At 72.5% G+C, this 22,524-nt stretch carries 23 protein-coding genes and 2 pseudogenes; 14 read left to right on the top strand and 11 right to left on the bottom strand.

Annotated features, from left to right (window positions below; genetic code table 11):
• Positions 1-48: 48 nt before the first annotated feature.
• Both QRN56_RS07230 and QRN56_RS07225 read right to left on the bottom strand, forming a co-directional pair.
• A complete protein-coding gene (locus tag QRN56_RS07230; RefSeq protein WP_502928760.1) occupies positions 49-996 on the bottom strand; it encodes an Acg family FMN-binding oxidoreductase in 948 nt (315 codons plus the stop codon).
• Positions 997-1,203: 207 nt separating this feature from the next.
• A complete protein-coding gene (locus QRN56_RS07225) occupies positions 1,204-1,659 on the bottom strand; it encodes a GyrI-like domain-containing protein (RefSeq protein ID WP_285102129.1) in 456 nt (151 codons plus the stop codon).
• 132 nt (positions 1,660-1,791) lie between these two features.
• Here QRN56_RS07225 and QRN56_RS07220 point away from each other — a divergent pair, with 132 nt between their 5' ends.
• The 4 genes from QRN56_RS07220 (at position 1,792) to QRN56_RS07205 (ending at position 4,801) form a co-directional block, all read left to right on the top strand.
• Positions 1,792-2,112 (top strand): cation transporting ATPase C-terminal domain-containing protein, encoded by a 321-nt coding sequence (locus QRN56_RS07220; RefSeq protein WP_285102128.1) that lies wholly within the window; start codon positions 1,792-1,794, stop codon positions 2,110-2,112.
• Positions 2,113-2,177: 65 nt separating this feature from the next.
• Positions 2,178-3,554, top strand: a complete 1,377-nt coding sequence (locus QRN56_RS07215; RefSeq protein ID WP_285102127.1) for a ferredoxin reductase family protein — start codon at positions 2,178-2,180, stop codon at positions 3,552-3,554.
• Positions 3,551-4,057, top strand: coding sequence for an FMN-binding protein (locus QRN56_RS07210; RefSeq protein ID WP_285102126.1), 507 nt, complete (start codon positions 3,551-3,553; stop codon positions 4,055-4,057). Before QRN56_RS07215 ends, QRN56_RS07210 begins: the two co-directional genes overlap by 4 nt.
• Before the next feature lie 3 nt (positions 4,058-4,060).
• Complete coding sequence (locus QRN56_RS07205) at positions 4,061-4,801, top strand: FAD:protein FMN transferase (RefSeq protein WP_285102125.1); 741 nt, start codon at positions 4,061-4,063, stop codon at positions 4,799-4,801.
• Here QRN56_RS07205 and QRN56_RS07200 read toward each other — a convergent pair.
• Positions 4,767-6,008 carry a sensor histidine kinase gene (locus tag QRN56_RS07200; protein ID WP_285102124.1) on the bottom strand — a complete coding sequence of 414 codons (1,242 nt, stop codon included), beginning with the start codon at positions 6,006-6,008 and terminating at the stop codon, positions 4,767-4,769. The two genes, QRN56_RS07205 and QRN56_RS07200, sit on opposite strands and share 35 nt — an antisense overlap.
• Complete coding sequence (locus QRN56_RS07195; RefSeq protein WP_285102123.1) at positions 6,005-6,679, bottom strand: response regulator transcription factor; 675 nt, start codon at positions 6,677-6,679, stop codon at positions 6,005-6,007. Before QRN56_RS07195 ends, QRN56_RS07200 begins: the two co-directional genes overlap by 4 nt.
• A 244-nt stretch (positions 6,680-6,923) precedes the next feature.
• On the opposite strand from QRN56_RS07195, the gene QRN56_RS07190 reads away from it, so the two are divergent.
• Positions 6,924-7,979, top strand: coding sequence for an alcohol dehydrogenase catalytic domain-containing protein (locus QRN56_RS07190; RefSeq protein ID WP_285102122.1), 1,056 nt, complete (start codon positions 6,924-6,926; stop codon positions 7,977-7,979).
• A gap of 55 nt (positions 7,980-8,034) precedes the next feature.
• On the opposite strand, the pseudogene QRN56_RS07185 reads toward QRN56_RS07190, so the two are convergent.
• A pseudogene (locus tag QRN56_RS07185) lies at positions 8,035-8,367 on the bottom strand (radical SAM protein); the annotation flags it as partial.
• A 237-nt stretch (positions 8,368-8,604) separates the two neighbouring features.
• Here QRN56_RS07185 and QRN56_RS07180 point away from each other — a divergent pair.
• On the top strand, positions 8,605-10,503 hold the full coding sequence (locus QRN56_RS07180) for a heavy metal translocating P-type ATPase (protein WP_285102121.1): 1,899 nt from the start codon (positions 8,605-8,607) through the stop codon (positions 10,501-10,503).
• Here QRN56_RS07180 and QRN56_RS07175 read toward each other — a convergent pair.
• The 3 genes from QRN56_RS07175 to QRN56_RS07165 all read right to left on the bottom strand — a co-directional run bounded on the left by QRN56_RS07175 (position 10,478) and on the right by QRN56_RS07165 (position 11,114).
• Positions 10,478-10,612 (bottom strand): hypothetical protein, encoded by a 135-nt coding sequence (locus tag QRN56_RS07175; protein ID WP_285102120.1) that lies wholly within the window; start codon positions 10,610-10,612, stop codon positions 10,478-10,480. The genes QRN56_RS07180 and QRN56_RS07175 overlap by 26 nt on opposite strands.
• A gap of 62 nt (positions 10,613-10,674) precedes the next feature.
• Positions 10,675-10,935, bottom strand: coding sequence for a metal-sensitive transcriptional regulator (locus tag QRN56_RS07170; RefSeq protein ID WP_285102119.1), 261 nt, complete (start codon positions 10,933-10,935; stop codon positions 10,675-10,677).
• A gap of 14 nt (positions 10,936-10,949) precedes the next feature.
• Entirely contained in the window at positions 10,950-11,114 is a 165-nt protein-coding gene (locus QRN56_RS07165) for a DUF8730 family Cys-rich protein (RefSeq protein ID WP_285102118.1), read from the bottom strand.
• A gap of 75 nt (positions 11,115-11,189) precedes the next feature.
• Between QRN56_RS07165 and QRN56_RS07160 the strand changes: the two genes are divergently transcribed.
• Positions 11,190-12,986: an FAD-dependent oxidoreductase gene (locus QRN56_RS07160; RefSeq protein ID WP_285102117.1), complete on the top strand. Its 1,797-nt coding sequence runs from the start codon at positions 11,190-11,192 to the stop codon at positions 12,984-12,986.
• Positions 12,983-13,150 (top strand): DUF302 domain-containing protein, encoded by a 168-nt coding sequence (locus QRN56_RS07155; RefSeq protein WP_285102116.1) that lies wholly within the window; start codon positions 12,983-12,985, stop codon positions 13,148-13,150. Before QRN56_RS07160 ends, QRN56_RS07155 begins: the two co-directional genes overlap by 4 nt.
• Here the strand turns inward: QRN56_RS07155 and QRN56_RS07150 are convergent.
• On the bottom strand, positions 13,140-14,087 hold the full coding sequence (locus QRN56_RS07150) for an Acg family FMN-binding oxidoreductase (RefSeq protein ID WP_285102115.1): 948 nt from the start codon (positions 14,085-14,087) through the stop codon (positions 13,140-13,142). The genes QRN56_RS07155 and QRN56_RS07150 overlap by 11 nt on opposite strands.
• 334 nt (positions 14,088-14,421) lie before the next feature.
• Here QRN56_RS07150 and QRN56_RS07145 point away from each other — a divergent pair, with 334 nt between their 5' ends.
• The 3 genes and pseudogenes from QRN56_RS07145 (at position 14,422) to QRN56_RS07135 (ending at position 17,673) form a co-directional block, all read left to right on the top strand.
• Positions 14,422-15,219 (top strand): HAD family hydrolase, encoded by a 798-nt coding sequence (locus tag QRN56_RS07145; RefSeq protein ID WP_285102114.1) that lies wholly within the window; start codon positions 14,422-14,424, stop codon positions 15,217-15,219.
• A pseudogene (locus QRN56_RS07140) lies at positions 15,194-17,263 on the top strand (glycoside hydrolase family 65 protein); the annotation flags it as partial. The gene QRN56_RS07145 and the pseudogene QRN56_RS07140, both read left to right, overlap by 26 nt.
• On the top strand, positions 17,224-17,673 hold the full coding sequence (locus QRN56_RS07135; protein WP_350224562.1) for a glycosyl hydrolase family 65 domain-containing protein: 450 nt from the start codon (positions 17,224-17,226) through the stop codon (positions 17,671-17,673). The pseudogene QRN56_RS07140 and the gene QRN56_RS07135, both read left to right, overlap by 40 nt.
• A gap of 258 nt (positions 17,674-17,931) precedes the next feature.
• Here QRN56_RS07135 and QRN56_RS07130 read toward each other — a convergent pair whose 3' ends face one another.
• Entirely contained in the window at positions 17,932-18,537 is a 606-nt protein-coding gene (locus tag QRN56_RS07130; protein WP_285102112.1) for a TetR/AcrR family transcriptional regulator, read from the bottom strand.
• A 198-nt stretch (positions 18,538-18,735) separates the two neighbouring features.
• Positions 18,736-19,128: an ester cyclase gene (locus QRN56_RS07125; RefSeq protein ID WP_285102111.1), complete on the bottom strand. Its 393-nt coding sequence runs from the start codon at positions 19,126-19,128 to the stop codon at positions 18,736-18,738.
• 376 nt (positions 19,129-19,504) lie between these two features.
• Between QRN56_RS07125 and QRN56_RS07120 the strand changes: the two genes are divergently transcribed.
• The 3 genes from QRN56_RS07120 (at position 19,505) to QRN56_RS07110 (ending at position 22,516) form a co-directional block, all read left to right on the top strand.
• The gene (locus tag QRN56_RS07120; protein ID WP_285102110.1) at positions 19,505-20,323 is read left to right on the top strand and encodes an SGNH/GDSL hydrolase family protein; all 819 of its coding nucleotides are present in this window, start codon (positions 19,505-19,507) and stop codon (positions 20,321-20,323) included.
• Positions 20,324-20,585: 262 nt separating this feature from the next.
• The gene (locus QRN56_RS07115) at positions 20,586-21,827 is read left to right on the top strand and encodes a sensor histidine kinase (protein ID WP_285102109.1); all 1,242 of its coding nucleotides are present in this window, start codon (positions 20,586-20,588) and stop codon (positions 21,825-21,827) included.
• Positions 21,824-22,516, top strand: a complete 693-nt coding sequence (locus tag QRN56_RS07110) for a response regulator (RefSeq protein ID WP_285102108.1) — start codon at positions 21,824-21,826, stop codon at positions 22,514-22,516. Before QRN56_RS07115 ends, QRN56_RS07110 begins: the two co-directional genes overlap by 4 nt.
• Positions 22,517-22,524: the final 8 nt, after the last annotated feature.

Below are 22,524 nucleotides of genomic sequence, written 5' to 3'. Positions count from 1 at the left end.
GCGACAGGTTCGAAGGAGCTGGGTCGTCCATGACGGTCGTCCCGAGGCCTACGGCGTGGTCGTACGGACGGTGCGACGGGGCGCGTGGACCGGCCGCGCGACGTTGCCGAGCCGCATCAGCATCTGGGGGAAGCCACCGAGGGAGAGCACCTGGCGCAGGTCGTGGCGCGTCGTCGGGTTCTCCAGGACGGTCGTGGCGAACGACGCGCGGACGAAGTAGCCGGAGGCGACCAGGAGCGCGCGCTCCAGCGCCTGGCCGGCCATGACCCAGTCCCGGGGCGTGTCGCCGGGAGTGCTCAGGACGGCGAGGGTCGAGTTCTGCTCGAACCGTTCCCGGCCGACGCTCTCGTGGAACCGGCGCGCCGGTGCACCCAGGTTGCTCGGCGCCCGTCCGAGGTACCTGACCGGAATGCCGTCGTCGCGTCCCGGCTCGGTGGCGGTCCAAGCCGCCTCCTCGTCGCGACCGGCCAGGTCCTCCGCCGCGATGGCCTCGGCCCGCCGCACGAGCTCCAGCACCCCTGTCCGCGCGGGGTCCGAGGGCTGGATCGCGCGCAGGCCGGCTCCCTCGTGGTCCGCGGCCCGCTGGATGGCGACCAGGAGGTCGGTCGGCAGGGGCTGGTCGTCGAAGGGGTCGCGGGACGTCGCGCGGTGCTCGATCGCCACGGACAGCTCGAGCTCGTCCGGGCTCGGGTCGTCGCCCGGCTCGAGCGCCAGCTCGGCGACGAGCAGCTCGTCGCCCGGGTCGGGCAGGAGCGTGACGACGGCGGTCAGCGACTCGCGCCGGGCAGCCACCCTCGCGTTGAACAGGAAGGCCCCGCAGCTGATCAACATCTCACGGCCCTGCGGGTCGTTGTGCCGGAGCTGCCTCGACGGATCGGCACGAAGCGTCACGGTGCTCCCCGTGACCGCCACCTGCCACGGCTGCGTGTTCAAGACGCTCGGAGCGTCTCCAGCCGCTCTCAGGATCCTCTCGATCCGTGCGTCGCCGACGTCCATGGCTCGTCTCCCTCAGTCCGTGCTCGCCTGCCTCGACCGGCCCAGCCGGTCTGGAGCCGCGTCGACACCGGATCTGGTCGACCCGTGCTCTTCACCCAGGACAGCACCCGGCCCGCGCGCCCGGCAGGGCAGGTGGTCCTGTCTTCGACTGCCCTTCGTCCTGCGTGTGACCGACCAAGGGCCTGACGCGGCAGGAGAAAGGCCGGGTCAGCCCACCGGGTACACGATCCGCGTCTGCCACCGGCTCGGATCTGCACCGCTCTCGGGCCCGAGGACGTACTCCTCCCACACGACCGTCGGCGAGGGCATCCCGTTCTCCCGGAACCAGGCGGTCAGCTCTTCGTGGGCCGCCGTCAGTGTCTCGTAGGGGCCCTCGTGGACCACTTCCACCGTCGCGCCGGCCGGGAGCATCGCGGCGACGACGTCGTCCGACGGTGCGGCCCCTGCCGGGACCGGGTAACCCGCCGTCACGTCGAACCCTTCCGCGGACATGTCCTCGTAGAGCGCCACGGGCGGCCCCGAGGGCTCCACACCGCGCGCTCCGAGCGCCTCGGCCGCTGCCGTCATGGCCCGTGGAAAGAAGTCCTCGAGCTCGTCCATCCGTACCTTCTCGCGCAGGCCGACGATCTCCTGCGCCGTTCGTTCGCCTCGAACGATCTCCATCTCAGTCCGCCTCCTCGCCGAGTCCGGTTGCACACGGAGTGGTACCGCCAGCATCCGACCCGCCTCGCGACGGCTCGGGTCGCGAGGACGTCGTCACCGCCCCGGTTCCGGAGAGTCGGGTGTCTTCGGGGTGTGCACGACCAGGACGGCGCACTGTTCGCCTCGCTGCGCTCGATCGGCCTGTTCAGCAACCGGCTCCTGCTGTGGGGCATCGGGGCCGAGATCCTCTTCGCCGCCGCGCTCGTGGGCCTGCCGCCCCTGCAGCGCGTGTTCGGGACCGTGCCCCCGCCCGCCGAGTACCTCGCGCTCCTGGTGCTGTTCCCGGTGATCGTCTGGGGCACCGACGAGGCGTGGCGCCTGCACCGGCGTCGCCGGAACCTGCGCGACCGGGACGCGACGGCCACCGATCACCGGCACCGCCGGCGTCGAGCGACGAGTGCCGGAGCCGTCTGAGCGGACTGCGCGCCGGTGGCGCACGCTCCGAGAGTCCTCTGAGATTTGCCGCCGAGACTGTCGGCATGAGCACGATCACGCCACCGCGCGCACCGTCGGCGACCGGACAGCCGGGACGGTCCGTCGCGCTGAACCACCCCGGGGGCCTCCTCCTGCGGATCCTCCTGGTCGTCACGGTCGTCGCCGTGGCGGTCTTCTGGTGGACCGGCACACCGCCCACGACGGGTGGCTCCCCGGGCGGGGCGGTGACCGCGCTCGGAGAGCTCACGGGTCTGGTCGCGTCCGTCCTGGTCTGCGCCCAGGTGCTCCTGACCGGCAGGGTCCCGTGGTTCGAGCGGGCCGTCGGCCTCGACCGGCTGGTCTCCTGGCACCGGACCCTGGGGACGAGCGTCGTCCTGCTGGTCCTGACGCACGTGCTGCTGATGATCCTGGGCGGTGCGCTCCTGTCCGCTCGTGCGCTCTGGCCCGAGGCGGTGACGATCGTGACGACTCAGCCGGAGATGCTCTCGGCAGTGCTCGGCACAGCGGTGTTCGTGCTGGTCGGGGTGACGAGTGCGCGGTTGCTGCGCCAGCACCTCTCCTACGAGCTCTGGTTCGTCGTGCACCTGAGCGTGTACGTCGGCATCTATCTCACGTTCGGGCACCAGATCGCCGCGGGAGCCCATTTCGTCGGATCCCCGGTGGCGCGCGTCGTCTGGGTCCTGCTGTACGCGGTGACCGCGGCCGCGCTGCTGACCTGGCGGGTGATCCTGCCGCTGGTCGACGTGGTCCGGCATGCGCCGCGGGTGACCGCGGTGCTGCCCGAGGCGGGCGGCATGACGAGCGTGTGGGTCTCGGGCAGCGGCCTGGGAGATCTCGGCGCGAGGGCCGGCCAGTTCTTCCTGGTCCGCTTTCTCGTCCGCGGGCATCTGGTGTCCGCCCACCCCTACTCGCTGTCCGTGGCGCCTGCGGGGGACCACCTCCGGTTCACCGTCGGGGCGCTCGGCGACCACTCCAGCGCGGTCGCACGGCTGCGCCCCGGAACCCGGGTCCTTCTCGAGGGGCCGTTCGGGCGGTTCACCGCGGCCCGTGCCCGCCGGCCCGGTGTGCTGCTGGTCGGCGGTGGCGCCGGGGTGGGACCCGTGCGCGCGCTGGCCGAGGAGCTGAGGCTGCGCGGGCACGACGTCGTGGTGGTGCACCGCGCCCGGTCTGCGGCCGGCCTGGGCCTCGGGAACGAGCTCGCGGCGGCAGGGATCGACTACCGGCCGGTGGTCGGGCACCGCTCGGAGCTGGGGTACGACCCGCTCGACACAGGCCACCTGCCGGCGCTCGTGCCGGACCTCGCACGGCGCGACGTGTTCGTGTGCGGGCCGCCGGGCATGGTCGCGACCGTCGTGCGAGCAGCGCGCGCGGCCGGTGTCCCGAGGTCCGCCGTCCATCACGAGGAGCTGAGCCTGTCATGACCGCACGTCGCTGGAGGGGCACGTTCGTCTACCTGGGAGCCCTGGCTGGGCTGGCGGCCGTCGCCGTCGCCCGCTTCGGCGGCCTGCCCGTCGACCAGGCCGCGGCACCCGTCCCTGGCAGCACCGTCCCGGCCGGAGACACGGGCGGCGCCGCGGGCGGGTCCGGCAGCCAGGGCACACCGGACCCGAGCACCTCACCGTCGAACCCCGGCACGGGCTCGCCCGACACCTCGACCGTGACCGTCGCGGGGGACGTGGCCCAGACCCCCTACGGCCCGGTGCAGGTGACGGTGACGTTCACGGGCACCCGGATCGCCGACGTCCAGACCGTGCAGGCGCCGAGCGGACCGGAGAGCTCCCAGATCGCCGCACGGTCGACGCCGATCCTGGCGCAGGAGGTCGTGGACGCGCAGTCCGCCCGCATCGACACGGTCTCCGGTGCCACCTACACCTCGGAGGGCTACCGGGAGTCGGTCCAGTCGGCGATCGACGCGAGGGGCTGACCCGTGCGATACCTGGAGACGGTCATGGGGGTCCCGATGTCGCTCGACCTGCGGGACCCGGACGACGACCGGTCTCGTGCGGCGGCACGCTCCGCGTTCGACCTCCTGCGGGCCGAGGACGCGCGGTTCAGCCCGTTCCGGGCGGACAGCGAGCTGCGCAGGTACGAGCGAGGGCTGGTGGACGCGCCGTCGCCCGAGCTCGCCGAGGTACTGAGCATCGCCGCGGGCGTCCAGGCTGCCAGCGCGGGTGCGTTCGACATCCGACGACCGGGCGGCGGCCTGGACGCGAACGGTGTCGTCAAGGGCTGGGCGGTCCAGCGCGCGGTCGAGCTGTTGCGGGCCGAGGGCTTCGGTGACCTGTGCTTCAACGCCGGCGGCGACGTCGTGGTCGTGGGCGGCCCCGAGCCGGGCCGGAGCTGGGCAGTGGGAGTCAGGTCGCCGCTCGTGCCGGACGAGCTCGTCGCCCGGGTCGAGGTGCGCGAGGGCGCTGTCGCGACGTCCGGCACGTACGAGCGGGGGCAGCACGTGTGGGACGGGCGCACGGGCCGCGCCGCGGACGGGCTCGTCGCCGCCACCGTCGTGGCCGGGGACCTCACCACGGCCGACGTGCTCGCCACCAGCGTCCTCGCACTCGGTCCCGACGGCGTCGAGTGGGCGCTCGGGCAGGGAGCGGCGTGGGTCCTGGCCGTACGTCCGGACGGGACCCTGGTCAGCGGCGACGCGGGGCAGCGACCGGCAGCGTGAGCGTGAGCCGTGTCCCGCGCGCACCGTCCTCGCGCCCCGTCGCCGTCACGTCGCCGCCGTGCTGGGCGGCGATCTCGGCGACGAGCGCCAGACCCAGTCCGTAGTGCCTGCGCGCCGGCGCGGCCGCGTCGGGGGTCCGGCGCGAGGCGAAGCGCTCGAACAGGTCGGCACCGTCCTGGGGAAGGCCGGGGCCGTCGTCCTCGACCACGACGCTCGCCGTGCTCCGGCCCAGCAGGACCGTGACCTGCACCTCGCCTTCGGCATGGTCGACGGCGTTGTCCACCAGGGCCGTCACCGCCCGGCGGACCGCGGCGGGGGTGGCCATGACCGGCGCCGTCGGCTCGCCCTCACCCCGAAGGCGCACGCCACGCTCGTCGGCCGTCGGACGGGCCGCCTCGACGACCTCGCGGACGACGGCGGCACGGTCCATCGCGACCGGGTCCACCGAGCGCATGTCCGCGGCGACGAGCAGGTCGTCGAGCACCTCGGTGAGCGCCGCGGTGTCGCCCAGCAGCCCGTCGACGTCCTCGCTGATGCCACGCGCGTCGTCCGACGACGACTGCGCGAGCCTCCGGCGCAGCAGCTGGGCGCGTGTGGACAGAAGCGTGAGCGGGGTGCGCAGCTCATGACCGGCGTCGGCGACGAAGCGTCGCTGCATGGCCAAGGCCTGGGCCGTGGGCCGGACCGCTCGGCGGGCGAACCACCACCCACCGACGGTGGCCAGCACCACGCCCGCACCGCCGGCGACGGACAGGGCCAGGACCAGCAGTGCCAGTTCCTCCCGCCGTTCCGACGGGTCGAGGACGGCCTGCACGACCCGGTCCGCCTGTCGCCCGGTGAGCACCTCGTAGGTCCCGGAGGCGACGCCGACCTGCTCCCGGACCTCATGTCCCGTGCGTGCCACCTGTGCCATCAGCTCCAGGTCCGGCAGACCCTCGGGCATCGCCGGGGACACCTCCAGCCCGCGGGCCGACTCGATCGCCACCCAGACCCCGGGCTCCACGGCGCCGACGTGCTCGGCGGTGGTGACCGCCGACTCGAGGCGCCGGTCGTCCTCCTCGGCGAAGGCGCGCGCCACGACGAGCACCACGACCACGGCGACGAGCAGCAGGCACGCCATGACCAGGGCCCCCGTCTGCAGGCCGAGCCTGCGGCTCGTGCGCCGCAGGAGATCACGTTCGGCCGCGGTGACAAGTGCCGTGCTCACAGCGCACCCCACCGGTAGCCGAGTCCGCGCACCGTCACCACGGCACCGCGGCCGAGCTTGCGGCGCACGTAGTAGACGTAGGTGTCGACCACACCCTCGTCGGCAGCGTCAGGGAACACCTCGTCGAGCACCTCCTGCCGGCTGAAGACGCGGTTCGGGCGGCGCGCCAGGAGCTCCAGGAGCGACGCCTCGCGTTCGGACAGGTCGGCGCTCCGGCCGTCGCTCAGATCGACACGCCGAGCCGACACGTCGAAGGTACCGCCCGGGAGCCGGATCTCCAGTGCGCTCGCCGGCGTCGCCCCCGCGCGCCGGCGCAGCGCGCGCAGCCGCGCGAGCAGCTCGTCGACGTCGAACGGCTTGCCCAGGTAGTCCTCGGCGCCCGCGTCCAGACCCTCCACCCGGTCGGCCGGGTTGCTCAGCGCGGACAGGACGAGCGCCGGCGTCGGCACCCCCTTGGCGCGCAGGCGGGCCAGGAGGTCGAGCCCTTCGACGGCGGGCAGGCCGCGGTCGAGGACGAGGACGTCGTACTCCCTGGTCAGGCCCAGGTGCAGGCCGCGCTGGCCGTCGCCCGCGACGTCGACCGAGTATCCCTCGGTGCGGAGCAGCTCGGCGAGCATGCCCGAGAGCTGCCGGTCGTCCTCGACCAACAGGACCCGGGCCGACGCCGACATGAGCACACCTCTCCACCGCACGCGTCAGGTGGTGGGACGTGCGCTCGGACCAGGTTCCCACGAACGGTCGGAGCAGGCCGACAGGACGCGGGACCGTCGGCCTGAGAAGTCGGGACGTTCGGTCCTGCATCCGGAGCCGTCCGCGGTGGTGTCGTCGAGGAACGGGTGGACACCACGACCGGCGCTCGCCGACTGTGGCCGCCCGTGCCAGCCCATGTCCGAGCCCCGGCCACCAGGAGGAGTCATGAAGGCGCTCGTCTATCACGGACCCGGAAGCACCGGGTGGGAAGAGGTGCCGGAGCCGACCGTCGAGAACCCGGACGACGCCGTCGTCCGGATCGACTGCGTCACGATCTGCGGCACCGACCTGCACATCCTCAAGGGAGACGTGCCGACCGTCGAGCCCGGACGGATCCTCGGTCACGAGGCCGTCGGCACCGTCGAGGTGGTCGGGGGCGGCGTCCGGAACCTCGGTGTCGGCGACCGCGTCCTGCTCTCCTGCATCTCGGCCTGCGGGCGGTGCCGGTACTGCCGCGAGGGACGTTACGGCCAGTGCCTGGAGGGTGGCGGCTGGATCCTGGGCCACCGCGTCGACGGAACTCAGGCCGAGCGCGTCAGGGTTCCGTTCGCGGACATGTCGACCTACCGGCTGCCCGACGAGATCAGTGACGAGGACGCAGTCCTCCTGGCCGACATCCTGCCCACCGCCTACGAGGTGGGTGTCCTGGCCGGATCCGTCACGCCGGGGGACACGGTGGTGGTCGTGGGGGCCGGCCCGGTCGGGCTTGCCGCGGTCGCCACTGCGCGGCTGTACAGCCCGTCGCACATCGTCGTCGTCGACCCGGCGAAGAGCCGCCGCGATGCGGCGTCTGGCCTCGGCGCGGACGTGGCGCTCGACTCCGCCGACGACGTCGCCGGCCGGGTCGCCGAGCTCACCGGCGGTCTCGGCGCTGACGTGGCCGTCGAGGCCGTCGGCATCCCCGCGACGTTCGAGCTGTGCGTCGAGGTCGTCCGGCCCGGTGGCCACGTGGCGAACGTCGGTGTGCACGGTGCCCCGGCCACCCTGCACCTGGAGACCGCGTGGATCCGCGACCTCACGATCACGACGGGTCTCGTCGACACGCGCACCACCCCGACGCTGCTGGGGATGGTCGCCGCCGGCCGGCTGCGGCTGCCCGAGCTGATCACCCACCGGTTCGAGCTGACGCAGATGCAGGAGGCCTACGACGTGTTCTCGCGGCCGTCCGAGACGGGCGCGCTCAAGGTGGCGCTCCTCGGCGCCGGTCACCGGCCTCGATGACATGCCGGGCCGGCGCACCGCGGACCGCGCCGGCCCGGCAGTACCTGGCCTCCCGTCAGTACGTGGTCAGGCCGTGCTCGCGGAACTGGTTCCGCACGCGCTCGGTCAGCTCCGCCGACGGCGGCCGGGTAGCCAGGACGAACCGGATCCAGACCTCGGGGGCGTGGCCTCCGGCCAGGCCGGCCCGGGCGAGGCGCCGCCCGAACGCGAGCGTCGGAGCCAGCTCGCCGCCCGTGACCCGCCGGTAGGTGTCGGGGTCACCGGACTTCACGTCGAGCAGGACCAGGTCGGTGTCGGCGAGCATCCGCTCGGTGAGGTTCGCGCCGAGGAACCCCGAGGTGTCCAGCGCGGTGTGCACCCCGAGCTCCTTGGCGCCGCGCGTGGTCCTGCCAGGGCCCGCCCACGAACCCCGACCACGCGAGGCGGTCCGGGCCAGGATCGGCCGGGACGCGGCCCAGGCTCGGCGTCACGGGCGCATCGTCAACGGTCCTCATGATCGTTCTCCTTCGATCCCTCCCAGGACACCAGCCCACGAGGCCGGGGCGGCAGAGCCAGGCGGCCCCGGGTTCCAGGACCAGGGTCCTCGCCCGTGCCGACTGCGCCGTCGCGGGCGAGACTGAGGCACATGCGGCCGGTGCGGGCGTTGACGCGGTACCCGGCGATCACGGCGGCCGCCGTCGTGCTCGCGACAGTGCTCGCGCTCCAGGCCAGGGGCGAGCCGGCCGCAGGACGTTGGGTCGCGACGGTCTACGTCGGCGGGTTCGTCGTGTGGACGCTCGTCGGGATGGTGCGCGACGTGCTGCGCGGGCACGTCGGACTGGACATCCTCGCCGTGGTGGCGATGGTCGCGACCATCGCGGTCGACGAGTACGTCGCCTCCCTGGTCATCGTGCTGATGCTCGCGGGCGGTGAGGCGCTCGAGGACTTCGCCGCCCGGCGGGCCCGGCACGACCTGACGGCGCTGCTGGACCGGTCACCGCGCACCGCGCACGTGATCGTGGACCCGCAGGCGGCGGGCTCCGACGGCGTACGGGACACCGTGGTGGACGAGGTCGCGGTGGGGGACGTCCTCCTCGTGCGGCCCGGCGAGATCGTGCCCGTCGACGGGGTGCTGCTCGGCGGCGGGTCGTTCGACGAGTCGTCGCTGACCGGTGAGAGCCTTCCGGTCACCCGGGAGGCCGGCGGCGAGGTGCTGTCGGGTGCCGTGAACGGGACCCGGGCGGTGCGGGTGCGAGCCGTGCGTCGCAGCGTGGACAGCCAGTACCAGCAGATCGTCGCGCTCGTGGCGGCAGCGCAGGAGTCGCGGCCCCCGGTGGTGCGGCTCGCCGACCAGTTCGCCGTGCCCTTCACGGCCGTCTCGCTGGTGCTGGCGGGCACGGCCTGGGCGATATCGGGAGATCCGACGCGCTTTGCCGAGGTGCTGGTGCTGGCCACCCCGTGCCCGCTGCTCATCGCGGCGCCCGTGGCCTTTCTCAGCGGCCTCTCCCGCGCCGCCAAGCTCGGGGTGATCATGAAGGGCGGCGCGGTCATCGAACAGCTCGCGCGCCTGCGGTCCGCCGCGTTCGACAAGACGGGGACGCTCACGCAGGGCAGGCCGGATCTCGTGGCGGTCCGCCCCGCGGAGGGGTTCGGTGCCGACGAGCTGCTGCTCGCCGCCTCCGCCGAGCAGTACTCGTCGCACGTGTTCGCCGACAGCGTCCGTCGTGCCGCAGCTGACCACGGCCTCGACCTGCTCGCTGCCGACGAGGCCGAGGAGGTGGCCACCAACGGCGTCACGGCGACCATCGGCGGCCGCCGGGTCGTCGTGGGCAAGCCGGCGTACGTCGGAGCCGTCGCGCCAGACACGGTCAGCGCGGAGCTCGCCCCCGGCCAGGCGGCGGCGTACGTCGCGGTCGACGGGCGGTTCGCCGGCGTCGTCGTCCTCGCCGACGATCCTCGGCCCGAGTCGTCCGCCGTCGTGTCGTGGCTCCGGGCCAATGGCGTCGCGCACGTCACGATGCTGACCGGGGACGCCCGGCGAACGGCCGAGTCGATCGCACGGCAGGTCGGCATCGAGGACGTGCGTGCCGAGCTGCTGCCCGGCGAGAAGGTGCGGATCGCTGCCGGGCTGCGCCCGCGCCCGGTCATGATGGTCGGCGACGGCGTGAACGACGCGCCGGTGCTGGCTGCCTCCGACGTCGGGGTGGCGATGGGCGCCAAGGGCGCGACCGCCGCGGGGGACGCCGCCGACGTCGTGCTGCTCGTCGACTCGCTCGACAGGCTCGTCGACGCCGTCTCGATCGGCCGGCACACCCTGCGCACGGCGCTGACCGCGATCTGGCTCGGCATAGGGCTCAGCATCGCCCTCATGGTGGTGGCGATGACAGGTGCCATCCCGGCCGTCACGGGTGCCCTGGTGCAGGAGCTCGTCGACCTGGCGACGATCCTGTACGCCCTGCGTGCCCTCGGCGGCCCTCCCACCGGGCTCGAGGAGCGTGCTGCCGTCGGGAGCCCGCCGCTCACCAGGTCGAGTCGCCCCGGATGACGGCGTCGGAGCCGCCGTCGATGAAGACGACCTGGCCGCACAGGTGGGTGGGAGCCGCAGGGTGGCCGCCGATTCCCGAGGCAGATCCGGTGACGACGACGGTGCGCATGATGGGTCCTCCGTGCGGCTCGCGGGACGGATCCCGGCGGACGGCGGGGAGGAACCGATCGCTCAGGCGAGGGAGAGGAAGAGCTTCTCCAGCTTCTGCAGGTCGGCCTCGCCGTTGTCCTCGTCGGCGAGGCACTGCTTCACGCCCGAGGCGATGACGGCGAAGCCCGCCCGGTCGAGCGCCTTGGAGACGGCGGAGAGCTGCGTCACCACGTCCGCGCAGTCCGCGCCCTCGTCCACCATGCGCACGACGGCGGCGAGCTGGCCCTGGGCGCGCTTGAGCCGGTTGCCGACCTTCTTCATCTCGTCCGGGTCGAGGTCCATGTCCGATCCTCCGTTCAGCGCCCGAACCGGCGGGACAGGAACGAGCCGCTGGAGGGCTCCTCGGCGTGCCCCTGGCACTGGTCGCGGCGCGGCACGCCCGCCATCACCTGGTCGACGTGCTGGCCGCAGCCGGCCCACGTCGTCTTGCCGCACGTCGTGCAGGTCACCGCTCGGCACATGCCGGTCTCCTTCGCTCGGGTTTTCCTCAGAATACCCCCCGGGGTATGGTGGGGGCAAAGCCGAGGAGGAACCGCATGAAGATCGTCATCGTCGGAGGAGTCGCCGCAGGCATGTCGGCGGCGACCCGGCTCCGCCGTCTGGCCGAGGACGCCGAGATCGTCGTGCTGGAGGCCGGCGACCACGTCTCGTACGCGAACTGCGGGCTGCCGTACTACGCGGGCGGAGTCATCGAGGACCGCGAGGCGCTGCTCCTGCAGACGCCGGACAGCCTCGCGTCGCGGTTCCGCCTCGACGTGCGGGTGCGCAACCGGGTGACCGCCGTCGACGCGGAGGCGCACACGCTGACGGTGCGTGACCTCCGGACGGGCGACGAGTACGCCGAGACCTACGACCGGCTCGTGCTGAGCCCCGGTGCCCGCCCGGTCGTGCCACCGGTTCCCGGCATCGAGCGCGCGCTCGTGCTGCGGGACGTGGCCGACGCCGACCGGCTCGTGGCCGCCGTCGCCGGCGCTGCCGATGGTGCCGCCGACGGCGCCGGCAGGACCGGGGCGCGCAGCGCGGTCGTGATCGGCGGTGGCTTCGTCGGCCTGGAGGTCGTCGAGAACCTGGTCCGCCGAGGCCTCGCCGTCACCCTCGTGGAGCTTGCCGACCAGGTGCTCCCGCCGCTGGACCCGGAGCTGGCCGTTCGTGTCCGGGACGAGCTCGAGTCCCACGGCGTCGACGTCCGTACGGCGACGCAGGTGTCGGCCCTGACGCCCACCACGGCGAGACTGGCCGACGCCACGGGTACCGAGTTCGGCGAGGTCCCCGCCGACGTCGTCGTGGCCGCCGTCGGCGTCCGGCCCGACACGGGGCTCGCCGTGCTGGCCGGTGCCGCTCTGGGACCGCGCGGCGGCGTCCTGGTCGACGAGGACCTTCGCACGTCGGTGCCGGACGTGTTCGCCGTCGGCGACGCCGCCGTCAAGCGTGACGCCCAGGCCGCGCCCGGCGAAGCGGAGCCGTACGCGCTCATCCCGCTCGCGAACCTCGCCAACCGGCACGGGCGCCATGTCGCGGACGTCATCCTCGGCCGGAGCGGGATGCGGCCCTCGATCGGCACCGCCGTGGTCGGCGTGTTCGGACTGACCGCCGCGGCAGTGGGGCGCAACGAGAAGAGGCTGCGGGCCGAGGGACGGCCGTACCGCGTCATCCACACCCACCCGAGCCAGCATGCCGGCTACTACCCGGGAGCCACCCCGCTGGCGCTCAAGCTCCTCGTCGATCCGGAAACCGACCTGATCCTCGGCGCCCAGGCCGTCGGCCAGGACGGTGCCGACAAGCGCATCGACGTGCTCGCCACCGCCATCACCGCGGGCCTGACCGCCTCGGACCTCGCAGACCTCGAGCTCGCCTACGCACCCGCGTACGGATCGGCCAAGGACCCGGTCAACATGCTCGGTTACGTCGCGGACAACCTCCGCACCGGCCGGACGCGCAGCGTGCAGTGGCACGAGCTGGACGGTCTCGTGCGCGACGGCGCCACCCTCGTCGACGTCCGCACCCCCGCCGAGCACGCCCGCGGTACCGTGGAGATCGTCGCCGGCGACGCCAGGTCCCGGGCGCTGAACGTTCCGCTGGACGAGCTCCGTGCCCGAGCTCGCAATGAGATCAGGGCCGAGGCGCCGGTCGTCGTGCACTGCCAGGTGGGGCAGCGTGGGCACACCGCCGCCCGGCTCCTCAGCCAGCTCGGCTACGACGTACGCAACCTCGACGGCGGGTACCTCACGTGGCGGGACGCCACCCGGTCCACCACACAGACCGCAGCACAGGCCAGCCGCGAGAGCGGTCCGGCACGACCGGACACCGGCACCATGATCGGGAGCGCGCGATGAGCTACGAGATCACCACCACCGTCCACCGCCCTTCCGACGACACCGTCGCGGCCGTGCGTGCGGCGCTCGCCGAGCAGGGCTTCGGCGTGCTGACCGAGATCGACCTGGCGGCGACCCTGAAGGAGAGCGCGTCGACCCCAGCCCCCGCCGACCCTAGCCGCTGAGCTCGTCGACGGACCGGCGGGGCGTGTGCTTGGGCATCGAGCTGTACCCCAGCCGCATGAGCATCTGCGGCGCCGCGTCCAGGGACAGGACCCGGCGCAGGTCGTGGCGCGTGGTGGGGTTCTCGAGGACGGTGGTCGCGAACGACGCGCGGACGAAGAAGGTCGTGGCGACGAGCAGCACGTGCTCCAGTGCCTGGCCGGCCAGGATCCAGTCCCGGGGTGTGTCGCCCGGCGTCGTCAGGACGGCCATCGTCGACATGCGTTCGAACTCCGCGACGCCCGTGCTGGCCAGGAACTGCCGGGCCGCTGCGTGGTCGTCGGCGCTGGCGGGACCGAGCAGCTCCTGGGGGACCCCGTCGGCGCGGTCCGCGTCCGTCCCCGTCCAGGCCAGCTCTTCGGCACGCGCCGCGGGGTCTTCGGCGGCGAGGGCCTCGGCCCGGCGGACCAGGGCGATGACCTCCTCGCGAGCGGGCTCGGAGGGCTGGATGACGCGCAGATCCGCGCTCTCGTCGTGGGCGGCGGACACGATGGCGTGCAGGACGTCCGAGAACAGGGGCTGGTCGTCGAACGGAATGCGTGACGTCGTGCGCCGCGCGATCGCCACGGACAGCTCGAGCTCGTCGGTGTTGGGAACCCTGCCGGGTTCGAGCTCGAGGACGGCGACGAGCAGCTCGTCGTCCGGGTCCGGCAGCAGCTGGACCACGGCGTCCAGCGACTCGCGGCGAGCGGCCGTCCGCGCGTTGAACAGGTACGCGCCGCAGCTGAGGTACATCTCCCTGCCGTGCGGGTCGGAGTGCTGCAGCTGACGCGCCGGATCCGCGTGGATCGTCACCGTGCTACCCGTGACGGACACCCGCCACGGCTGGGTGTTGTAGACGCTGGGGGCGCTTCCTGCTGCGCGCAGGATCTTCCCCACCCTGGAGTCGATCAGGTTCATCGTCCTCGCCCCTCTCGCACCGCCGGCCGGGCGCTCGGCGCCCGGAGGCCACGGGGCGCCGCCGTCGACCCGCGGGTCACCCCTGGCTCCAGTCCAGCGCCCGGTCGCGGGGAGCGGTAGGGCAGGAGGTCCCCATCTCCTCCGGGCCTTGGTCCCTGGACCTCGCGTCGACCGGCGACCTCGGCCCTGCCCCGCCAGGACCAACGCCCCTACGAGGCCCGGACCGCCGCCGGGAGACTGAGGACATGGCCGAGCGAACAGTGATCCTCGGTGGTGGCACGGGTGGCTCTGGACACCGACCGCCGGACACCGCTCGACTGCCGAAGGAGACGACGTGACGTCGCCGCGCACGGACCTGGACCTCGCGACGGTCGACGCCGTCGTCCTCGACACCGACGGTGTGATCACGGACACCGCCCGGACCCACGCGGCCGCCTGGAAGCGTGCGTTCGACGAGCTGCTCGACAACCGCGGTGCGCGGAGCGGTACCCGCCCGGCGCCGTTCGACGTGGAGACGGACTACCTGCGTCTCGTGGACGGCAGGTCGCGAGCGGACGGCGCCCGGGCCTTCCTCGGTTCGCGGGGCATCGTGCTGCCCGAGCACGGTCGGGACGGTACCGGTACTGCCGGAACCGACACGCTCGAGTCCCTGCTCGAGCGCAAGACCGGGTACTTCCTCGACGAGGTGCGGACGCACGGGGTCCGGGCCTTCCCGACCACCGTGGCGTTCCTGCACGAGCTGCGGCATCGGCAGGCCGGGATCGCGGCCGTGTCGGCGAGCCGCAGCTGCGGGCCGGTCCTGCGCGCGGCCGGCGTGGACGGCCTGGTCGACGTGCGCGTGGACGGTCTCGACGCCCAGCGGCTCGGGCTCGCGGGCAAGCCGGACCCGGCGCTCTTCCTGGAGGCTGCGCGGCGGCTCGCGGTACCGCCCGCCCGGTGTGCGCTGATCGAGGACGCCCTGGTCGGCGTCGAGGCCGGCCGTCGCGGCGGGTTCGGGCTGGTGATTGGGGTGGACCGTCAGGGCCGGTTGCGCCGGGAGATGCGGGAGCTGGGCGCACACGTCGTGGTCGCGGACCTGGCCGACGTCGCCGTTGTCGGGAGGCACCGTGGAACACGCCACCCTGTCGTATGAGGGCTTCGACCCGGCCACCGAAGGGCTGCGCGAGGCCTTGTGCACGCTGGGCAACGGGTACGTCGCGACCCGCGGTGCCGCGCCGGAGTCGGCGGCGGACGGCGTGCACTACCCGGGAACCTACTTCGCCGGCTGCTACGACCGGCTGACCTCCACGGTGGCCGGCCGCGCGGTCGAGAACGAGGACCTGGTCAACGCTCCCAACTGGTTGCCGCTCAGGTTCCGCACGCCCGGACAGGACTGGCTCACCCTTGCGGGTGGCCAGGTCCTGGAGCACCAGCAGGATCTCGATCTGCGGCGGGGCGTCCTGACGCGGCGCACCCGGTTCCGCGACCCGATGGGCCGGCGGGTCGCCGTGACCCAGCGGCGGCTCGTGTCGATGCACGACCCGCACGTGGCCGCACTGGAGACGACCTTCGTCGCGGAGAACTGGTCCGGCCGGCTGGAGGTCCGCGCGAGCCTCGACGGCCGGGTGACCAACGCCGGCGTGGCCCGGTACCGCGACCTCGACGGGCAGCACCTCGTCCCCGTGGAGGAAGGGTGGGACAGCGAGGAGCGCATCGCCTGGCTGCAGGTCCGCACCGCCACGTCGCAGATCCGGGTCGCGCAGGCGGCGGTGACGGTGGTCGTCGGCCGGCCGGGACCGGTGACGACCCGCTTCGAGCGCTCCGCGGGGGAGTCCGCGGTCCGGATGCGGCTGGACCTGGCCGAGGGCGTACCCGTGACGATCGAGAAGCGCGTCGCGATGTACACCTCGCTGGACCGGGCGATCTCCGAACCCCTGGACGCCGCGCGTGCGCACGCCGCTCGTGTCCCGCCCTTCGAGGAGCTCCTGACGGACCACGTGCGCGCGTGGGAGCACCTGTGGCGGTCGTGCCGCGTGGTCGTCCCGGGGCAGCCGCAGCAGGCGCTGGACCTGTACGTCTTCCATCTCCTGCAGGTCCTGTCCGAGCACACGGAGCACCTCGATGCGGGCATGCCCGCACGTGGCCTGCACGGGGAGGCCTACCGCGGGCACGTGTTCTGGGACGAGCTGTTCGTGTTCCCGTTCCTGCTGCTGCGCCTGCCCCGTGTGGCGCGGTCGCTGCTGATGTACCGCTGGCGGCGGCTCCCACAGGCCCGGCGGGCGGCGTCCGACGCCGGCTACCGGGGTGCGATGTACCCGTGGCAGAGCGGCAGCGACGGCCGCGACGAGACGCAGCGGACGCACCTCAACCCGGTCTCCGGCCGGTGGCTGGAGGACCACACGGACCTCCAGCGGCACGTCGGCATCGCGGTGGCGCACAACGTGTGGCAGTACTACCAGGCGACCGGCGACCTGGAGTTCCTGCACGGGTACGGCATCGAGATGCTCGTGGAGATCGCCCGGTTCTGGTGCAGTCTCGCGACCTACGACGCCGCGACGGACCGGTACGACATCCGCGGTGTGGTCGGGCCCGACGAGTATCACGACCGGTACCCGGAGGCCGACCGCGCCGGGATCGACAACAACACGTACACGAACGTCATGGTGACCAGGGTTCTGCGGTACGCCCTGGACGCGATGGCGCTCCTGTCCGAGCGGGAAGGCCGCGCCCTGCGCCGGCGACTCGGGCTGGAGGAGCACGAGACGGAACTGTTCGACCACGTCAGCCGACGCATGCGTGTGGTGTTCCAGGGCGAGGGCGTGCTCAGCCAGTTCGAGGGCTACGACCGGCTCGTGGAGCTCGACTGGCCGGCCTACCGGTCGCGCTACGGGAGCATTCGCCGCCTCGACCGGATCCTCGAGGCGGAGGGCGACTCGGTCCAGCGCTACCAGGCGTCCAAGCAGGCGGACGTCCTGATGCTCGTGTTCCTCCTCGGGGAGGACGGCCTGCTGGGGGCACTGGCGTCGCTCGGCTACGAGTTCGACCGGGTGCGGCTCGACCGCACCGTGGACCACTACCTCGCTCGCACCAGCCACGGGTCGACGTTGAGCGCCGTCGTGCACGCCTGGGTGCTGGCCAGCCGGGACCGGGGCGCCTCGTGGCGGTTCTTCCGCGAGGCGCTCGACAGCGACATCGCCGACGTCCAGGGCGGCACCACCGCGGAGGGGATCCACCTCGGCGCGATGGCCGGCGCCGTCGACCTCGTCCAGCGGTGCTACAGGGGCTCGACCTCACTGGCGGGGTGCTCCGCCTGGAACCCCGGCTGCCCGACGAGCTCGACGCCCTGGAGCTGCGGCTCCGCTACCGGGACCACCGGGGCATCACCGTGCGGTGTGACCACGACGGCGTTCGTCTCGGCATACCCGGGTCGCAGCAGCCCTCGATCACCGCCGCAGTCGACGGTCAGGAACGAGAGCTGAAGCCCGGGGAGGTCTGGGACGTACCCCGGAGGCCGGACGGGATCGCGCCCGGCGGGCCCACGGGTGCGCCCCGGGCACAGCCGCCCGGGGAACAGCACAGGGAGCAGAGCAAAGGAGTCCAGTCATGAGTGCACCCCGGAATCCGTCCCCGGTCATCGTTGCGGTCGACGGAAGTGAACGTAGCGCCGGGACTGTGGCCCTCCGCGGCGCGCGATGTCGAAGACCTCCGGAGGTCGGGCGAGCGGTCCTCGAGGTCTCGGACACGCCGGTCGAGGTCGTCCCGCTGAAGGACGAACCGAGCACGGCACCGCTCGTGCTCGAGAGCTCCGGGGAGATCCTCAAGACCGGGCCACGCCCTGCGACTCGTCCATCATGTTTCGACAGCCTTACGGGCGCCAACCTTGAAGCGCCATGTCGGCCACCTCTTCGAGCTGCTCGCGATCGACGCCGGTAGCGGCCTGGACGGCGATGCCGAACGCCACGGACATGACGTACCGGGCGAGCCGCCCGGGGTCCGCGTCGGCCGGAAGGTCACCCTCCTCGACAGCCCGCCCGAAGCGCTCCTCAAGCATCCTGCCGCCTGCCTGGCGCCAGGCCACGAGCACATCATGCGCACCCCGGCCTCCGTCACCGGAGACGAGCGCAGCCTGCACTCCCAGGCATCCGTGCGGGCTGTCAGGAAGAGTCGTCGCTCGGGCAGCTCCATGAAGCCACGCGTCGACCACTGCTCGTGCGGTGGGCTCCGCCAACGCCCTTGACGCATAGGACGCAGGTCCGGCGGTGTAAAGGTCCAGGGCCTTCCGGAACAGCTGCTCCTTGTTGCCGAACGCGGCGTACATGCTCGTCTTGGTGATTCCCATGGCTCCGGTGAGGTCGGTGAGACTCGATCCCTCGTAGCCGCGTTGCCAGAACACCCGCAGCGCGCGGTCCAGGGCAACATCGATGTCGAACTCCCGCGGACGGCCCATGACGGCGCTACGTGTACCACTCATCCGACTAGAATACTCCTCGGTACAGATGTGCTGGGTGAGCCCGCTCCCGCCGTCGACGCAGGTGCGTCTCGCCGTCGCTCGGACCGGCGAAGGGCGGTGGTCTCGTCCGGGCAAGCCTTTCGGCGCGAGACCACCACCCTTCGTATTGCTGGGATCGAGGCCGAGGTCACCTCGGCGCCGGACGGTCCGGAGGTCAGGTCATCCGGCGAGCTGTCGGCGGAGCACCTCGGCGTCGTGCAGGGCGGACATGTGGACGAAGCGACCGTTGCGCACCTGGTAGATGGCGTACTCGACGATCTCGAACGATGCACCGGTGGGGGTGACGCCGAGCCACTCCTTGACGGGGGTGCCGGTGTTGATCAGGCGGGCGCCGATCCGGTCGCCGTCGAAGGCGAGCTCCTGTAGGTCCCAGTGGAAGTCGGGCACGGCCTTCGCGTCGCCGGTCAGGACGGCGACCACGTCGTCCCTGGTGCCGGGTTCGCTGTTCAGGGTGACCTGGTCGTTGATGAACTCGTCCACCCGGTCGAACTGGTGGGCGTTGAGCGCTGCGATGTAGTTCTCGTAGAACTCGCGCAGATCGATGTCAGGCATGGTCGTCCTTTCCGTGTGCCACCCGGCGGGCAGCGTTCGTGACTCGGGTGTCCGGCCGCCGCATGTCGTGTCGGTGACCGTGACACACGCGGCAACACCGAACCACCAGACTTTCATTCCGATCGGTACTTAAGTGGGCCAGGGTGTGTGCCGCCGCTCGCCGAGGCCGTCCCGGGCGCGGCCGACGAGGACCGATGGCCGACGGCCGGCTGATCCGGCTGAGGAACGAGTACCGCGGGTGTGGCCCGGTCCGTACCGGTGGGTGATGTCGAACGTGGATCTGGTCTCTCACGATGACCGCGCACCGACCGGGCACCTGTCCGGCGGACACCGGCCGTCTGGTCGGCCTGCATCTCGACTCCTGGAAGGAACTCCCATGTCCGACACCCTCGAAGCACTCGCCCCCGCCACCGACAGCCCGCGGCGCCGGTGGGGCCGCCGCCTGGTCGCCGTCGTCGCGACGCTCCTCGCCCTCGCCCTGCTGGTCAGCGTCACGGTGCTGGTGAAGGCCTTCATCTTCAAGCCCGCCAACGGGCCGGCCGCGTTCCGCGACGCCCCGGCATCGGACTCCCTGATGGTGGTCGCGGGCGCCAGCACGGTGCAGGGCACCATCAGCGCCGACTGGGTCAGCGGCCTGTACGAGCCCGGCACCGATGTGGTCAACGCCGGCATCAACGGGCACACCACCGCCGATCTCCTGGAGCGCCTGGACCGCGACGTCGTCGAGCTGGACCCCGAGCGGGTGATCACCCTGGTGGGCACCAACGACATCCGCAACGATGTCGACCCCGCGCAGTCGCAGGAGAACATCTCCAAGATCCTGGACAAGCTGACCACACAGACGTCGGCGGACGTGGCCGTGATGTCGCTGCAGCCCCTGGGAGAGCAGCCCGACAGCGACGAGAACACCCGGGTCCGTGCCTACAACGCGATGCTCAAGAGCGAGGCCGAGGAGCGGGGTGTGGACTACCTGCCGCTGTTCGAGTCGCTGGAACCTCTGCTCGACGGCGACGCCCCCGACTTCTCGTTCCCGATCATCCGGACCGCGTTCGACAAGTTCCTGTTCGGCAGGACGTTCAACGAGATGTCGGCCGGCCACGGCCTGCAGATCACGGCCGACAACGTGCACCTCAACGAGCGCGGCGCCGCCGTGGCCGGCCGGCTCGCCGCCGGTTGGATGGAGCAGACCCGATGAACGGCCGTGGGAGGTCGCCCTCCACCCGCTGCCGTACCGGCACGGCATCACACGGGCGTTCTTCGCACCGGCCTGGCGCCGCTACATGAACGACATCCTGGTCCGGACCATCGTCCGGATCGACAGCCTGTCCGACGAGGACAACCACGTCCGGGACTGAGCGTGGCCGCACCGGCCCGTACGTCGCTCCCGTACCGCGGTACGGGCCCCGCTCAACCCAGGGGTGACGACCGCCACCCGGCGCGGACCGTACCCTCAGGACATGCCTCACGAGGAGCTGGACAAGGAGACGAAGCACGCGCCGCTGCCCTTCTGGGCGCGGTGCGTGCTCGCCTTGTTCTGCTCCGCCCTGTACGCGATGGCGGTGCCCTACACGTCGGCGGTCTACGAGCTCGACCTCGCCGTGGCCTTCGCCATCGCCACGGTGCAGTGCGGCTCGCTCGTGCTCGCCGTCCCACGCCCACGCCTCGGCGCAGCCGTGCACCTGCTGTCGATCGCGGCCCTCGTGCTCGCCACCCGCGCGAGCGACGCGGACATGTGGCCGCTGCCGATCTCCGGCCTCGTCTCCCTCGGCGCCCTCGTGCTCCTGCTCGGCGTCCGGGAGAGATGGACGGTCTCGTTCGGGACCTGGTGGGCGAGCGTCGCACTGCTCGTGGCGCTCATCGTGCTCACGCCCGACCGCTACGCCGATCCCGACCAGTGGGGCACCAACCTCACGATCTACACGAGCTACACGATCCTGGTGCTCGGTGCCGCGATCGCCGTGGGACAACGCCACCGGATCCGGGCGGAGCTGGCCAAGGCACGCAAGGACGTCGAGCACGCCGAGGCGCAACGCATCCTGTTCGAGGAACGGGCGCGGATCGCGCGCGAGCTGCACGACGTCGTCGCGCACAGCATGTCTCTCGTGCACATGCAGGCCCTGTCCGCACCGGCCCGGCTCGGTCCGACCCGCCCCGAGGTGGAGCGTGACTTCGAGGACATCGCCCGCTCGGCCGGCACGGCGCTCGCCGAGATGCGCCAGCTCCTCGGTGCCCTGCGGCCCGACCACGGCACCGCCGACCTCGTGCCGCAACCACAGATCCAGGACATCGCCGACCTCGCGGCCGGGACCGTCCGGGCCGGCATCCCGGTCACGCTGGACGTCGCACCCGGCGCCACCGCTGCGTCGCCCATCGCGCAGCTCACCGCGTACCGGATCGTGCAGGAGGCGCTGAGCAACGTCGCCCGGCACGCCCGGTCGGCGTCGACGCAGGTGCTGATCGACGTCCAGGGCGCCGTCCTGCACGTCCGCGTGCACAACGGGCCGCCCGCGGACGGTGGGGGAGGGGACCCCGACAGCCCGGACCGCGGCGGGCACGGGCTGCGCGGGATGCGCGAGCGCGTCACCCTTCTCGGCGGCAGTCTGGAGACCGGCCCGGACCGGTCCGGCGGATACTCGGTCGAGGCGATCCTGCCGTCAGCGATCATCGAACAGACCATCAGCGCCGAGGAGTCGCGATGACCGTCCGTGTCCTGGTCGTCGACGACCAGCCGATGTTCCGGGCCGGCATGACGGCGCTGCTCGGCGCCGAGGAGGGGATCACGGTCGTCGGAGAGGCCGGCGACGGCGAGGAGGCCATCGCCCGCAACCGCGTGCTGCACCCCGACGTGGTGCTCATGGACGTGCGCATGCCGAAGATGAACGGCATCGACGCCGCCCGCCGGCTCACCCGTCCCGCGGGCGCCGCGAACGCCCCTCGGGTGATCATGCTGACCACCTTCGACATCGACGAGTACGTCTATGCGGCCCTGGAGGCCGGGGCCAGCGGCTTCCTGCTCAAGGACGCCGGCGTCCGCGAGCTGGCCACCGCCGTCCAGGTCGTGGCGCGGGGCGACTCGCTGCTCGCACCGCAGGTCACGCGCCGGCTCATCGAGCAGTTCGTCGCGAGAAAGCCTGACGGCCTGGTGCCGATGACCGTGTTCAACAGTCTGACCGACCGGGAGCGAGAGGTGTTCCTGCTGATCGCCACGGGCAGGTCGAACGCCGAGATCGGCCGGACCCTCTACATGGCCGAGCAGACCGCCAAGAGCCACGTCAGCCGCATCATGTCCAAGCTCCACCTGCGCGACCGGGTGCACGCGGTGATGCTCGGCTACGAGACCGGCCTGGTCACGCCGGGGTCCGCAGGGTTCGCCGGCGACACAGCCTGACGAGCTCG

Source organism: Promicromonospora sp. MEB111 (genome assembly GCF_030209445.1).
Classification (GTDB): Bacteria; Actinomycetota; Actinomycetes; order Actinomycetales; family Cellulomonadaceae; genus Promicromonospora.
Note: the sequence above shows the minus strand (reverse complement) of the source record. Positions and strands in the feature narration are given on the sequence as shown.

Coding starts and splice junctions, on each gene's coding strand:
- QRN56_RS07170 (WP_285102119.1), bottom strand. CDS start 10,935: ATGGACCTCGACCCGGACGAGATGAAGAAGGTCGGCAACCGGCTCAAG.
- QRN56_RS07195 (WP_285102123.1), bottom strand. CDS start 6,679: ATGTCGGCGTCGGCCCGGGTCCTGTTGGTCGAGGACGACCGGCAGCTC.
- QRN56_RS07130 (WP_285102112.1), bottom strand. CDS start 18,537: ATGAGTGGTACACGTAGCGCCGTCATGGGCCGTCCGCGGGAGTTCGAC.
- QRN56_RS07230 (WP_502928760.1), bottom strand. CDS start 996: ATGGACGTCGGCGACGCACGGATCGAGAGGATCCTGAGAGCGGCTGGA.
- QRN56_RS07155 (WP_285102116.1), top strand. CDS start 12,983: ATGAGCTACGAGATCACCACCACCGTCCACCGCCCTTCCGACGACACC.
- QRN56_RS07210 (WP_285102126.1), top strand. CDS start 3,551: ATGACCGCACGTCGCTGGAGGGGCACGTTCGTCTACCTGGGAGCCCTG.
- QRN56_RS07225 (WP_285102129.1), bottom strand. CDS start 1,659: ATGGAGATCGTTCGAGGCGAACGAACGGCGCAGGAGATCGTCGGCCTG.
- QRN56_RS07215 (WP_285102127.1), top strand. CDS start 2,178: ATGAGCACGATCACGCCACCGCGCGCACCGTCGGCGACCGGACAGCCG.
- QRN56_RS07115 (WP_285102109.1), top strand. CDS start 20,586: ATGCCTCACGAGGAGCTGGACAAGGAGACGAAGCACGCGCCGCTGCCC.
- QRN56_RS07150 (WP_285102115.1), bottom strand. CDS start 14,087: ATGAACCTGATCGACTCCAGGGTGGGGAAGATCCTGCGCGCAGCAGGA.
- QRN56_RS07120 (WP_285102110.1), top strand. CDS start 19,505: ATGTCCGACACCCTCGAAGCACTCGCCCCCGCCACCGACAGCCCGCGG.
- QRN56_RS07165 (WP_285102118.1), bottom strand. CDS start 11,114: ATGTGCCGAGCGGTGACCTGCACGACGTGCGGCAAGACGACGTGGGCC.
- QRN56_RS07175 (WP_285102120.1), bottom strand. CDS start 10,612: ATGCGCACCGTCGTCGTCACCGGATCTGCCTCGGGAATCGGCGGCCAC.
- QRN56_RS07160 (WP_285102117.1), top strand. CDS start 11,190: ATGAAGATCGTCATCGTCGGAGGAGTCGCCGCAGGCATGTCGGCGGCG.
- QRN56_RS07180 (WP_285102121.1), top strand. CDS start 8,605: ATGCGGCCGGTGCGGGCGTTGACGCGGTACCCGGCGATCACGGCGGCC.
- QRN56_RS07110 (WP_285102108.1), top strand. CDS start 21,824: ATGACCGTCCGTGTCCTGGTCGTCGACGACCAGCCGATGTTCCGGGCC.
- QRN56_RS07190 (WP_285102122.1), top strand. CDS start 6,924: ATGAAGGCGCTCGTCTATCACGGACCCGGAAGCACCGGGTGGGAAGAG.
- QRN56_RS07125 (WP_285102111.1), bottom strand. CDS start 19,128: ATGCCTGACATCGATCTGCGCGAGTTCTACGAGAACTACATCGCAGCG.